The organism is Bradyrhizobium zhengyangense (genome assembly GCF_022012555.1).
GTDB classification, from domain to species: domain Bacteria; phylum Pseudomonadota; class Alphaproteobacteria; order Rhizobiales; family Xanthobacteraceae; genus Bradyrhizobium; species Bradyrhizobium zhengyangense.
On record NZ_JAKLTZ010000001.1, the window covers coordinates 1 to 12,197 of the forward strand.

Here is a 12,197-nt window from a genome sequence, read left to right on the forward strand (position 1 = left end):
CCGGGCGACATCATCCCGGAATGGTGGGCGAGATCATCTCGGAATGGTGGGCGACATCAAATCGGAACGGTGGGCGAGATTATTCCGGAATGGTGGGCGACATCGAGCGGAATCAGCAGTGGACGCAAGATCGTTTTTCAAGGCAATCCGGAAGAACCCGGCGCAGTACTTCATCATACACTATTCGTCGGAAATGCTCTTCGATGAGAACCTGGAAGGCCACTCGCCGCGGATCACCTCGATCGTGGTCATGCACTACCCCACGGCGCAAACCCAAAGCTTCGCATTCCATCTGTCGGCCGACCTTCTGAATATCCCGAAGGACCAGGTTGACGCCAACCTTGACGAGATCGAGATGGATCTCCTTTCGAGGTTTTACAAGTTCGCCCGCGACCGACGCCTCATGTACTGGATCCACTGGAACATGAGAGGCCAACTATTCGGCTTCGAGCACCTTGAGCATCGTTATCGAAAGCTCACCGGGCTCGATGCGCCCAACATTCCGGTCGAAGTGCGGTTAAACTTGAACGACATCCTGCGCGCGCGGTACGGCCACAACTACGCGCCACACAAGCAACTTCAAAACTTGATGCTGCTCCAAGGCGACATGCCGAAAGGCTTCCTTGAAGGCGGGGAGGAGGCTGAGTGCTTCACTCGGCGCGAGTTTATTCGCATGAACGAGTCCACGAACACCAAGGTCCACTTTTTTCGACATGTCATCGATCTTGCCCTTCGGGGTAAACTGAAGACGGCAGGCCGGTCGCTGGCAAACCGCATTGATCGATTGCTCGAAAGTCGTACCTCTCGTGTGTTAGCATTTACCGGTACCGTTCTTGGCTTATTGAGCTGGATTGGTTGGCTGGTCTTGCTTGCTATGCACTGAACCAGTGCCAGCACTCAAACCCAATCCCACCGACTACAGCCAGACCCCAGCGGAGTGCCCCGAATTACGGTGACAGTGCACTCAATTGGCCTTGCAGCGACTTCGAATAGTGCTCGGCGAAAGCAATTGAGTGCACTGTCACCGTAATTCCAGACAGTCGGAAATCCAGAGGAATGGGAACCGACCGCATTGGCGGAGCGGCAAGGCGAAGTTGCGTCCTTGAAGCGCTTGCATCAGCAACATCGGACTACATTTCGCGAGACCTTAAGATATCTCAACAATGCCAAAAACGAGCTATGCGGGAGAATTCAGCTCTTCGAGCGTCGGTTGACCGCGCTGAGGCTCGAAGCGGACGAGTTCTTCACGAGGCACTAACCTCACGCCGCTCTCGCTCTCCTCATCCTAATTACGGTGACGCGCACTAAATTCACTTACGATGACTGCCGACTAGTGCACGTCGGGAGGAGCACCGTAATTCTTTACTCATCGGACAGCTTGGGGATTACGGCGACAGTGATGGGTTTCGCAAGAGCTCAACCGATCCTACGAGCTTTCCCATCTCATTTGGCTTCTTTAAGCAAGGCAAGGCATGCGGGACATGCTGTATCAGGCTGGGCCGCAGGAGGGTGCTTCGCCGCGCATTGTTTCAGTAGCTCATATTCCATGGTGCCGAGGATGCCCCAGCCGAATGCAGCGGCAATGAATATTATCGCTAGGACGGACTGCCAAACGTTCTTCCAAAACTCAGTGAACCAGCCTGTGGGGGTAACCTGCGGCACAAGACCCGCAAGGGCAATTGTTAGTAGGCTGAGAAGAACCGCGACGAAAATCATCGGTAGCCAGTCAGCTCTCAAGATGAGCTGTTTATGCTCGACCGAAAGATCTACCTTATCAATCTTTCCAATTATGACCGCATCTCGTCGTTCGTTCACCATTTTGGCGACTGTGAAGCCGACATTCAGCGCGCCCCACACTGCGACGCCCAGCCCAATAGTGAGAGTCAAACTGTCTTTCACGATCATCGGCGTATTCGGGTCTGTCGCCATATTCGGGTCTACCGCCATATTCGCGCACCTTCCTTTGCTGAGTCCATTAATCAATGAGCCGGTGATTACAGGGTGATTACAGTGACAGTGCACTAAACTCCACACGCCATCGCAATGCGGCCGCCTAACAGCCATTGTGAATTGAGTGCACCGTCATCGCAATTTCGTAATTCCGTAGTTTCCAGATCTACGTTTCGCGCTGCCCTTTTGGGGGTCTCTTGATGCGCCCAAACGCTGATAGACCTGTACTTACGATACGCTCCCAGGCGTCAAGCATTCGCATTTTGAGTTCTGCAACCTCCTCGACCAACTCTGCAAGTTCGGCCTCGCTAGGCGCAGAATTGTGTTTGAAAAGAAATTTGTCCCGGATCACATCCAGCTCGACTGCCATACGATCGTGCCAGTTCACCGCTTTGACGCAATGAAGCTGTTGCAAAAGGATCGTCGCCACACTCGTGAGAGCCCCTGTGGCTCCGGCCCACGCGGCCCAGGTCGCATGTTCCGGACTATTTTTCGCGATCAGTCCTAAGGCCAGGGCCGCGAACCCCGCAATAGCAGCCCCGATGACCAGAAATTGGTGCAAGCCAGCATCGAACGTGCGCCGACGGCGATGACTTCCAATTTCCTCACTTAGCTTCCGCAGAAAAGCACTTCTCGATGTTTGCAGCGGATCGGACATAGCCTCCCCTGAATGCGTAAAACCACAGGTTGACCCCGCGAGCAGGGACGGTCAAGGCGGAAGTGCGCTGAGTGCACCGAATTGCTCGCCAGTGCACGGGCACCAAAATTGAGTGCGGTAAATTCGTTACTGACACGCTGACCCACACTTCGCCGATTTGCCTCACAGCCTCGCCTTCGCACACATTTCCCCCCGCCCCCTGCCCCTCCCCCCACTTTCCTGCTATCTCTCCCCCGCCATCCCGGCCCAAAGCAAAACCCTCCGACCCAAAGGGAGCAACAACCATGCGTTATCTCCACACCATGCTGCGCGTGCGCAATCTCGATGTCGCGCTGAAGTTTTACCAGGATGCGCTGGGGCTGAAGGAGGTGCGGCGGATCGAGAACGACAAGGGGCGATTCACGCTCGTGTTCCTGTGCTCGTCGGACGATCTCGAGGCGCTGAAGAAGCAGCCGCAGACGCGTGGCGCGCCGCTGGTCGAGCTCACCTATAATTGGGACGAGGAGAAGTATGGCGAGGACCGCTTCTTCGGCCATCTCGCCTATGAGGTCGACGACATCTACGCCACCTGCGAGAAGCTGCAGAAGGCCGGCGTCACCATCAACCGGCCGCCGCGCGACGGCAACATGGCCTTCGTCCGCTCGCCCGATCTGCACTCGATCGAGCTGTTGCAGAAGGGCGAGCCGAAGGCGCCGGCCGAGCCGTGGGCGTCGATGCCGAATACCGGCCATTGGTAGGCGCTATCGGCAGGAACCACCGTCGTTCCCCCGCGTTCACTCCAGGACAATGCAATTGGAGGAGGAAACAATGGGACGCGGTTTATTGTTGTGGATGCTGGGCGTGCCTATCCCGGTGATCATTCTGCTGTGGCTGTTCTTCGGCCATTGATTCCTGAGCAAACGCATTTTGCGTTTGTCTCAAGCGCAAACGCATTTTGCTGATGTCGCGCATTCGGCTGGCCTGCAAGGAAAGCTTCGCTCCCCCGAGCGGAGCTTTTTGCATGAGAGGCGCGCGGCAATGCCCGTCGCTGCTCGCGCGAAATTCCGCTATCACCCGCGGCAGAGCATGATCCCGGAAAAGTGTGAAGCGGTTTTCCGAAAAGATCATGCTCAAACAAAAGGGAACGCCGCGGGAGACGCTCGATGCCGGACACAAAGCTGACGATCTGGGGCCGCGCCAATTCGGTCAACGTGCAGAAGGTGCTGTGGTGCCTGACGGAGCTCGAGCTGCCCTATCAGCGGATCGATGCCGGCATGGCTTACGGCAAGACCCGCGAGCCCGGCTATCTCGCCATGAATCCGAATGCGCGGGTGCCGACGCTGGTCGAGGGCGACTTCGCGCTGTGGGAATCCAATTCGATCATGCGCTATCTCTGCATGGCGCATGGGCGCGGCACGCCAATCTATCCGGAGGCGCCGAAGCGGCGCGCCGGCGTCGACCGCTGGCTCGACTGGACGCTGTCGATGGTGCAGCCGGTCGACCGCCCCGTGTTCTGGGGCATCGTGCGCACGCCGCCGGCCGAGCGCGACATGGTCAAGGCGCAGAAGGATGCCGATGCCGCCGCCGAGGTCTGGGCGATCGCCGACCACCATCTGGCCTCGCGGCCGTTCATGGAGGGCGATGCGTTCACGCTCGCCGACATCGCCATCGGCGCCTATGCGCGGCGCTGGCTCGGCGTCGAGGGCATCACCCGACCGGCACAGCCGAACCTGACGCGGTGGCTCGCCGGGCTCGGCAAGCGGCCCGGGTTTGCCGAGCATGTGGCCCCGCCGATGTCGTGAGCCGCCGGCGCGGCTTAAGCTACGGAGAGCGCGCGCTGAATCGCCGTCCGGGCGCAAAATGGCCCCCGCGCGGCGTCTACTGTGCATGGGGTTGTTTTCGCGTTTTGGTTTGAAAGGCCTAACGCCTGACACGCTCGACGAGCACGACGATGGCGATCAGCGCCAGGGTCACCACCGCGGTCGCCAGCCTTGCGGGCCATGAGAGCCCGCGGCCGACCCACCACAGCAGCGCGCAATACATCAGCGCGGGAACAAGAAGATCGAGCCGCACCAGATCCGGTGACATCCAGGCCTCAGTGCCTGACCACGGTGTCGACGCTGACCGTCCCGCCGATCTTCACGCAGGTCCCCTCGACCATGGTGAAGCCCCGGCCATAGGCGGCGCAGGCGTTGGCCTTCGCCGTCCCACTGGAGCCCTTGAGCGGCAGGGTCTTGCTGGATGGCTCGGTGGGCGGCAGGCGCAGGGTCTCGGCCGCGGCGGCGGTGGTCATCGCGAGCGAGACGAGCATGAGAAGGGTACGCATGCGGCCCTTGTAGCGTGGCAGGCTACCGGGCGCCATCCGGACGGCCGCAGCGGCAGTTCAGAGGAACCTGATGCCCGCCGACTTGCCGCGGCGCCAGACCACCTGGCAGCTCCGCCCGGTCCGCGCATCCCGCGCGAAGGCCATCCGGATCACGCCCGGAAGCTGGCTGGCATCCTCGTCCAGCGTGATCCTGGCCCCCGAGGCCGAGATGTCCTGGACCAGGCAATGCCGCGCCGCGAATCCGCCGTCGAGCGTGATCCAGGCGTGCTGCGACAGCAGCTTGCGGGCTGCGCGCTTCTTGGGCTGAGGCATCGGCTAAAAGATCTCCCGCCCTCAGCGCTAGCCCAGGGAACCCTAAGAAACCGTTGCAATCACGTTCCGAACGAGCCCGGGGCGGCTATCCACCGGGGCCCAAAGAGCCTGCCGGAACGGCTTGCCCACGGCCGCAAAGGCCACTATACGTTCGCCCGCTGCAAGCCGCCGGGCACGACTCGGCCGGCCAGCGGGCCTGTCGCCATTCTGCGGCGTGGCCTTGCGTTTGCTCCCTTCGTCTATCGGTTAGGACGCCACCCTTTCACGGTGGAGAGAGCGGTTCGATTCCGCTAGGGAGCGCCACGCAACCAGGCTTCCCCCTCACCGCCCGGCCGCGAACTCGCCCTGCACCTTGGCGCAGGCGAGCCCGACCGTATAGACGTGGATCCCCTCGATCACGCAATGGTCCGGCTTCAGGGCCAATAGCCCGATCGAATTCTCGGCATCGAGCTCCACCGCCGAGCGGACAATCAGGCAGGGATAGTCAGCCGCCAGCCTTTCATAGCTGTAGGGACGAAAGTCGTTCTTCAGGACGTGGGTGTAGGTGTTGTGGTCCAGCAGCGGGACCGTGAAGGCTCCGGCATAGGCTTTGGAGAACCGCTCCCGCATCGGCTGGTCGCCCCACGGCCGCAGCGTCATGTCCCAGCCGTGGTTCATGTCGTTGTTCTCCGGCGCGCGCGTGAACATGCCGGAAACGTTGGCGCAGGCGGGTCCGGCCGTGACCACGGCCTTCGAGAGCCTGGCCCCGATCGCGTTCAGGGCGGATGATTGCAGCGCCGTAGCGCGCGCGTCGATCAGTGTTGTCGCACCCATGGCAACACACAGGCCGCCGGCGACGAGGCTCAGCGCGGCCGACGGGATGGCCGGGAGCAGACGTCTGATCTGCACCACGACCAGGACGAGCACGCCGCCGGTCAGGACCCAGGACGCCATCATGTAGTGCAGCGCAAAGTGCTTCGACGTTGCCACCAGATGGGCGGCAAAGATCAGCACGGCGGCACCGAGTGACAGGTTGACCGGCTCCCGCCAGGCCCGGTTCTTGATCCACGACGCCAGCGCCACCACCGCGGCAGCAACGTAGACGCCAGTCACGAACGGCGCCGATGCCGCGATCTCGCGCATGTTGGACCAGAAGGTCTTGAAGTCGATGAAGCCGGGCTCGCCTTCGCCGTAAGTGCCCTTGTGGGTCGCGATTTGCACAAGCCACCCGAAACCGCGCGTGATCGTTCCCGGATTGAAGATCAGACTGAAGGCAACGAAGCCGATCGCCCCGGTGATCAAGGCGGCGACGAAAGCGCGCCGATTTCTGAGCAGGCACACGGCAAACAGCGCCTGCGGGAGATAGAGATATTTGGTTGCGAACCCGAGCGCAAAAATCAATCCGGACGCGACACCGAGGCGCGTCTCCGGCGGATGCTCGTCGAGCGTCGCCTTGACCACGATCGCCATGCCGAACAGGGCGATGGCGACCATGAGGCTCTCGGGCGCGAGCACCGTCTGATAGTGGAACGCATCGGAATGGACGAACGCGCCGGCCTGAAACAGCATCGCAGCAATGGCGCTGCGCGTGGTCCGGCCGACGATCAGCCCACCGGCCAGCAACGCACCGGTGAGAACCAGCGCCTCGCATGTCCGCGCCGCATAGGTGATCGCATCGTAGTGCTTGAGCCCGAATTCGACGATATCGTCGGCCCGGGCGAGCAAGGCCCAGCCTCTGACGATCAACTCGACGAGAAGTGTCGTGGTCGTTCCCGGATGATCGAACTTCAACGAGCCATATCCGGCGGCGGCCACGAGCCCGTTCATGGTGTAGGCCGACTCCGGATCGACCTGGACGCCCCACACCGCCTGCCAGGCCGAATAGAGCAACGTCGCCGCCAGATACAATGCGGGGACGATGAGGATCAGCAAGGTTCTGATCCTCCCGCTCAGGCGGGCGTCAGGGAAGCAGCAATCGTTTGACATTGTCCGCGACCTAGATCGCCTTGATCTTGAGGAAGGCGAAAGCCACCATCTTCAGCAACATCCAGCCGTGTCGAAACTTCGAGATCCGGGTCTCGCCACAGGTGCGTGCTACGTAGCGGATCGGCAGATCCACCGACTTCAGATTGAGCTTCGATGCGCCGAAGATCAGGTCGAAATCGCCGACGCGACTCCCGGCCGGAATCAGAAACCGGAGATAACGCTCGTCCTCGCGGTGGAAAAAGCTGTTTTTCTCGCGCCACGCCACGCGATCCGTGGCGACGCGCCCAGCGTGATCGAGAATGCCCGCTTTTCGCGGCGACAGGCAGCCGGACGCTACGGTCATGTCCATTGCAAGGCCCGGTTGAGCCTGCTCGAACTGAAACCAACTGCAAAATCAAACGCTGCTGCAAAAAACGCAGCGGCCGTGAAAATAGGCATCAATATGGTCCCCCAGACCTCGCAGTACACAAGCGCAACTGGAGGGCGAGATCAACAGGAAGATGGTCGACGAGGGCTTGCTGGATGTGTCTGGCATCAGGGCTTTGAGAGAGGTCCCGGCTAGAACGTCGACGGGCAGCTTTGCCCCGCCCGGCGATAGATAGATCGCGTTCCGGCATGAACCTCCCTGCCCCTCACCTTCGACCAATGTCGGAAGGAAACCGCCTCGCCCGCCGCGATGGTGTCACGGACTGAAAGATCTGGTTCGGCGCATGGAGCAGCCCAAATCCACCACGAACGACCAGTCCGGCATCGCGTCGACGACGAGCGCGCCTCCCACCTGGATGCACCGCACGGCAGCATATTCACCGGACCGGCGCGCCAAGATGCTGGAGCACATGGCGCGCGCCAGATCGATGCCCCAGCATCAGCCCGCCGCCGCACCGGTGTCGGCACGAAAGAGCGGCCTGGACATCCTCGGTGATCTCTTCGGCTATATCGTCCTGTTCGGCGCGATCGCCATTCTTTGCATGTCGCGCATTCCTCTCTATCTCGGCGCGTTTCTGTTCTTGGCCGACGACGAGCGCATCGAAAGCGCCTTCGCGGCGGTCGGCGTCCGGTTCGAGCCCGATACGGTTGGGCCCGACCTCATCAAAGGGTTCGCGTCGTGGATCGGATGGATCGCCCTGCTCGCGTGCTTGCGAACTTCCGCCCCCGTCTGGCTTGCGCCGCTCCTGCCGCCGTCGCAGTCGTGGGCCTACATCGCCGGCATGGCCCTTGCGCTCTCCGTGGTCGAAGCGCTCGGATCGCTTGCGATGCGACGTGCACGGCTACGACTCGGATGGGAGATCGGGGTCGACAGCCTGACTTTTACGACCATCAAATTCGTGATCGCCATCGGTGCGCTGCTGCTGGTGGTGCTGCTCGGCACTGTTTGAAGACCTCGTCCGATCCGCGGGAGGCCAAAATGGCCGGAGCGGTCGCGATGACGCCGTTGTGATGCACGCGCCCTATAACCGGGACGTTTTGCCGCCACCCCCGGCACACAATCGGCGCGCCCATTTACCAGAAATTTACCCCTGCTCCTGAGCTCCGGTATCATTTGCTTAGAATTTGATTGCTACCGTGGAATTACGGAAACAATCCGAAACACAATCTGGCGCTTATGTCCGTCGCAGAATTCCTCAGGCAGCGAGCAGTGGAAGTGAGCGTGAGCGGCAGCTATTCGCTGCATCGCTGGTACGATTGCGAGGGCAAGCTGCGAAACTTCGCCTGCCGCACCAAGCGCGTCTCGCCGTTCCGCATGATCGTGGACGTGCCGGTCGTCGGCAAGATCGGCGAGCGCGTGACCTCCTACTTCCAGGATTTCGGCGAATTCCAGTGCACCATCAGCGCGACGCTCAAGTCGGGCTTCCTGATGGAGCTCGACATGACGCGGGCGCGTCGCGCCTGGATGTCGGAAAAGCTGACCTGGCTCGAGAAAAAGCAGAGGGACGATAGCATCAAGGAGCTGCGGCGCGATGCGCGTTTCGTACCGCAGGCCTCCCACACTATCCTGACGCTCGCCGACGGCAGCAGCCATTCCTGTTTCATCATCGACGTCTCCACCGCCGGCGTCGCGATCTCCTGCGAATACGACCCGCCGATCGGAACCCCGCTTGCCGTCGGGGCCTGCGTCGGTCGCGTCATCCGCAAGTTCGACAATGGCTTTGCGGTGAAGTTCGCCGAGAAGCAGGAGCGCGACGACCTCGTCCGTTTGCTCGTTCGCCAGGCCGTGCTGCAGCCAGCTTAACGCCGTGGGCTCAGTCTCCTGCGATCCTTGCCCATCAATCGCTGCCCTAACCCGGCCCCAATGCAGGATCAGCCTTTGACGGTCCGGCGTGCCGGACGTCATTTGAAGACTTGCGATCGGGGGACCGGATGGCAGTCGACAGGATCACGGTTGACAAGATTACTTGGGACCGGGTCGGCCGGGTCACCGAGCCCGGACGGTACATGTACACGTTCGGCTGGTTGACGATCACGGCCGGCGATCTGGATATCTGGAAGCAATACCCGCGAGCCGCATTCACCCTGCTCGCACACGCATCCGAGCCGGACGAGAGCATCGCCGGGGAATTCCGTCTCGGCGCTTTCGATGTTGCGCCCGACGCCCCATTGCCATTCACCACGCATTGAGCGTCGGAAGCGCGGGCCTTGCCGCCTATGCGTCCTAGCACAGGCGAGAACGGGAACCCATGGCATGCGCATTGCTTAATGATTGTCATGATGCAGATCCCAGCCGTCGACCAAGCCTTCCTGCTGTTCCTTTTGGTCTCCTGCCTTGGCACGTGCCTCGTACGTGCCCTCTGGGAGTTGGAGCAGATCCGAACCCGCCGAATTGCGTCACCGCCGCGCCAACGCCCAACCAAGCGTGACTAGGTCCTCAGGTCGGCCGAGCGTTGTCCGGGGGAGGTTCGTCCCCACCCCTGGACTCGCTGCCCGCAGACGTGCATCGTAAATCGAAGAAACTGGCGCACCATCTTGATCTAACTTAGCAATTCCGGTCCAAGGGCAGACGCGGGACTTGTTACCATCGACGGCAGGGCGGTCGTGTCATGCAATTGATCGCGCTGGTATTCTACACGTAGGGGTCCTGATGAACGCCAGCTGTCGAGCTTGTTAAGCGACCTGACAGCCGGCGCATGACAGATGGTCGCACTGCTGCGAGTGGATAAGCCGGCCAAGGGAACCTATTTTCGACGCCGATGTACCTGATTGAAGCTTTACCCACCGTCATCGGAACGGCCGCCATCGCCCCGGCACTGCTGATGCTGTGGCTTGTGATTGCCGCCGAGGAACGTCCCGGACCGCCCGCTCAGGTCTGGACGGCATTCCTGCTCGGCGCAGCCAGCATTTCGCTTCTCGGCCTCGCCCGGGCTCCCTTCGCCAAGATGGTTGCCGCGCCCGATAATCCCTGGGCGGCGCTCACCATGCACTCGGTCTTCGGCGTCGCGCTGCCCGAGGAGGCCGTGAAGGTGATCGCGATCGTGCTGGTGTCCTCGACCAAGCGGCGGACCTTCGCCAATCCCATGGATACCGTGGTCTACGGCGCCGCTGTCGGGCTCGGCTTCGCAGCCTACGAAAACCTCGCTTATCTGGTGCAACATGCCGAGATGTGGCGATCACTAGCGGCGCTACGCAGCGTGCTCACCGTGCCGTTCCACGGCGCGCTCGGCATCATCGCCGGCGCGTATCTGACGATCGCGCGCGCCGGCACGGCGCTAGGCGCGAACCGCCATCACCGCGACTGGGCCCGCCTCTCCAGCCGCCTGCTGATCTTCGCCGGCCCGCTGGCACTGCATTCGGCGTTCGACTTCCCGCTGCTCACGCTCCAGCGCATGCCGGACCTCGATCCTAACTTGCGAATGTGGCTCGGCGGCGTGAGCCTGCTGGTCGGCTTCAGCTCGATTGCATTCGCCATGCGACTGGTGCGGCGCGTCGCCCGCCATCATGCGCCCCGCACCGATATCGCGCGGGAACGTCTCAGCCAGCTACGCCGGATGTGGGCGCTGTGGCTCGCCGGCGGCGGCGTCGGCTTCCTTGGCCTCGCCTTCGTGCTGACCTCGATCCACCACTGGCTCATCAACCCCGAGCGCAATTTGACGCTAGCCCTGATCCCGATCGGCTTCGTCTCGATTCTGCTGGGACTTGCGTTGTTGGTCGTTACGACCGCGATCTACGTGCTCGGCCGCAACCGCATCCGCACAACTGGCAACGGTTTTTCGTCAGCGCACGGCGGCGGTTGATCCACCGCATGGCAAGCGCGGTGTGCGCGTACTAGATTAAGCGCGCATCTTTCGATCTGGAGCTTGCCAATGACATCGCCTGAGGAATATTCACGGCTGCAATCCGCGATGAGTCAGGCGGTGAAGGCGCATTGGAAGGCTTTTCTGTTCGAAGGCATTTTGCTCGCCGTCCTCGGCATTGCCGCGCTGATCCTGCCGCCGCTCGCGAGCCTCGCCATCACGATCTTCCTCGGCTGGATGTTCCTCATCAGCGGCATCGGCGGATTAATCGTGACCTATTGGGCGCGCGCGACGCCGGGCTTCTGGTGGTCGTTGATCTCGGCGGCCCTCGCCGTCCTCGCCGGCATGCTGCTGCTGGCGCGCCCGATGCAAGCCGTGCTGACGCTGACCATCGTACTCGGCGCCTATTTCCTCGCCGAGGGCGTCACCACTATTATGTACGCGCTGGAGCATCGCCGCGAGCTGAGCGGCCGCTGGTCGTGGCTGCTGATCTCGGGCCTTGTCGACATCGCGATCGCGTTCATGGTGATCACGGGCCTGCCGAGCTCATCGCAATGGGCCATCGGCGTGCTCGTCGGCATCAACCTTTTGTTCGGCGGCGCCACCCTGATCGGCATGGCGCTGGCGGCGCGCAAAAGCAACAGTTGAGGCACATCGCGCACGCGTGCGCCGATGGGGGGTGACAACCCGCTGGCGGCACGCTATATGACCAACCATGATCACCGTCGCCACCAGCTTTTTTTGGTACTTTAGCTACGACAGCTTGCTGGCGGCAGGAGGA

General features: G+C 61.6%; 15 protein-coding genes, 1 tRNA gene and 1 pseudogene. 9 read left to right on the plus strand and 8 right to left on the minus strand.

The window, feature by feature from the left end; all coding sequences use genetic code 11:
- Positions 1 to 883: hypothetical protein (locus L6639_RS00005; RefSeq protein WP_237857889.1), on the plus strand; the 883-nt coding region annotated here is incomplete at its 5' end.
- A 560-nt stretch (positions 884 to 1,443) separates the two neighbouring features.
- Here the strand turns inward: L6639_RS00005 and L6639_RS00010 are convergent.
- The gene (locus L6639_RS00010; protein WP_237857891.1) at positions 1,444 to 1,947 is read right to left on the minus strand and encodes a hypothetical protein; all 504 of its coding nucleotides are present in this window, start codon (positions 1,945 to 1,947) and stop codon (positions 1,444 to 1,446) included.
- Between the two features lie 169 nt (positions 1,948 to 2,116).
- The gene (locus L6639_RS00015; protein WP_237857897.1) at positions 2,117 to 2,608 is read right to left on the minus strand and encodes a hypothetical protein; all 492 of its coding nucleotides are present in this window, start codon (positions 2,606 to 2,608) and stop codon (positions 2,117 to 2,119) included.
- Positions 2,609 to 2,892: 284 nt separating this feature from the next.
- Here L6639_RS00015 and L6639_RS00020 point away from each other — a divergent pair, with 284 nt between their 5' ends.
- Positions 2,893 to 3,345, plus strand: coding sequence for a VOC family protein (locus L6639_RS00020; protein WP_237857904.1), 453 nt, complete (start codon positions 2,893 to 2,895; stop codon positions 3,343 to 3,345).
- An 82-nt stretch (positions 3,346 to 3,427) separates the two neighbouring features.
- Here L6639_RS00020 and L6639_RS00025 read toward each other — a convergent pair whose 3' ends face one another.
- Positions 3,428 to 3,721, minus strand: a complete 294-nt coding sequence (locus L6639_RS00025; protein WP_237857907.1) for a hypothetical protein — start codon at positions 3,719 to 3,721, stop codon at positions 3,428 to 3,430.
- 29 nt (positions 3,722 to 3,750) lie between these two features.
- Here L6639_RS00025 and L6639_RS00030 point away from each other — a divergent pair, with 29 nt between their 5' ends.
- Positions 3,751 to 4,389: a glutathione S-transferase family protein gene (locus tag L6639_RS00030; RefSeq protein WP_237857909.1), complete on the plus strand. Its 639-nt coding sequence runs from the start codon at positions 3,751 to 3,753 to the stop codon at positions 4,387 to 4,389.
- Positions 4,390 to 4,507: 118 nt separating this feature from the next.
- Here the strand turns inward: L6639_RS00030 and L6639_RS00035 are convergent, their stop codons facing one another.
- From L6639_RS00035 to L6639_RS00045, 3 genes are read right to left on the minus strand one after another with little or no spacing between them, the layout of a single operon-like run.
- Positions 4,508 to 4,675 carry a hypothetical protein gene (locus tag L6639_RS00035; RefSeq protein ID WP_237857911.1) on the minus strand — a complete coding sequence of 56 codons (168 nt, stop codon included), beginning with the start codon at positions 4,673 to 4,675 and terminating at the stop codon, positions 4,508 to 4,510.
- 7 nt (positions 4,676 to 4,682) lie between these two features.
- Complete coding sequence (locus tag L6639_RS00040) at positions 4,683 to 4,913, minus strand: hypothetical protein (protein WP_237857912.1); 231 nt, start codon at positions 4,911 to 4,913, stop codon at positions 4,683 to 4,685.
- 57 nt (positions 4,914 to 4,970) lie between these two features.
- Entirely contained in the window at positions 4,971 to 5,225 is a 255-nt protein-coding gene (locus L6639_RS00045; RefSeq protein ID WP_128951962.1) for a PilZ domain-containing protein, read from the minus strand.
- Between the two features lie 228 nt (positions 5,226 to 5,453).
- On the opposite strand from L6639_RS00045, the gene L6639_RS00050 reads away from it, so the two are divergent.
- A tRNA-Glu gene (locus tag L6639_RS00050) sits at positions 5,454 to 5,528 on the plus strand.
- An 18-nt stretch (positions 5,529 to 5,546) separates the two neighbouring features.
- On the opposite strand, the gene L6639_RS00055 is transcribed toward L6639_RS00050, so the two are convergent.
- Complete coding sequence (locus L6639_RS00055; protein WP_237857914.1) at positions 5,547 to 7,136, minus strand: hypothetical protein; 1,590 nt, start codon at positions 7,134 to 7,136, stop codon at positions 5,547 to 5,549.
- A gap of 64 nt (positions 7,137 to 7,200) precedes the next feature.
- Positions 7,201 to 7,371, minus strand: a pseudogene (locus L6639_RS00060) (glycosyl transferase); the annotation flags it as partial.
- 529 nt (positions 7,372 to 7,900) lie between these two features.
- On the opposite strand from L6639_RS00060, the gene L6639_RS00065 reads away from it, so the two are divergent.
- The 5 genes from L6639_RS00065 (at position 7,901) to L6639_RS00085 (ending at position 12,064) form a co-directional block, all read left to right on the plus strand.
- Positions 7,901 to 8,566 carry a hypothetical protein gene (locus L6639_RS00065; protein ID WP_237857916.1) on the plus strand — a complete coding sequence of 222 codons (666 nt, stop codon included), beginning with the start codon at positions 7,901 to 7,903 and terminating at the stop codon, positions 8,564 to 8,566.
- A gap of 227 nt (positions 8,567 to 8,793) precedes the next feature.
- A complete protein-coding gene (locus L6639_RS00070; protein WP_237857918.1) occupies positions 8,794 to 9,420 on the plus strand; it encodes a PilZ domain-containing protein in 627 nt (208 codons plus the stop codon).
- Positions 9,421 to 9,548: 128 nt separating this feature from the next.
- The gene (locus L6639_RS00075; RefSeq protein ID WP_237857926.1) at positions 9,549 to 9,806 is read left to right on the plus strand and encodes a hypothetical protein; all 258 of its coding nucleotides are present in this window, start codon (positions 9,549 to 9,551) and stop codon (positions 9,804 to 9,806) included.
- A 569-nt stretch (positions 9,807 to 10,375) separates the two neighbouring features.
- Complete coding sequence (locus L6639_RS00080; protein WP_237857928.1) at positions 10,376 to 11,416, plus strand: PrsW family glutamic-type intramembrane protease; 1,041 nt, start codon at positions 10,376 to 10,378, stop codon at positions 11,414 to 11,416.
- Positions 11,417 to 11,485: 69 nt separating this feature from the next.
- Positions 11,486 to 12,064, plus strand: coding sequence for an HdeD family acid-resistance protein (locus tag L6639_RS00085; protein ID WP_237857930.1), 579 nt, complete (start codon positions 11,486 to 11,488; stop codon positions 12,062 to 12,064).
- Positions 12,065 to 12,197 lie beyond the last annotated feature (133 nt).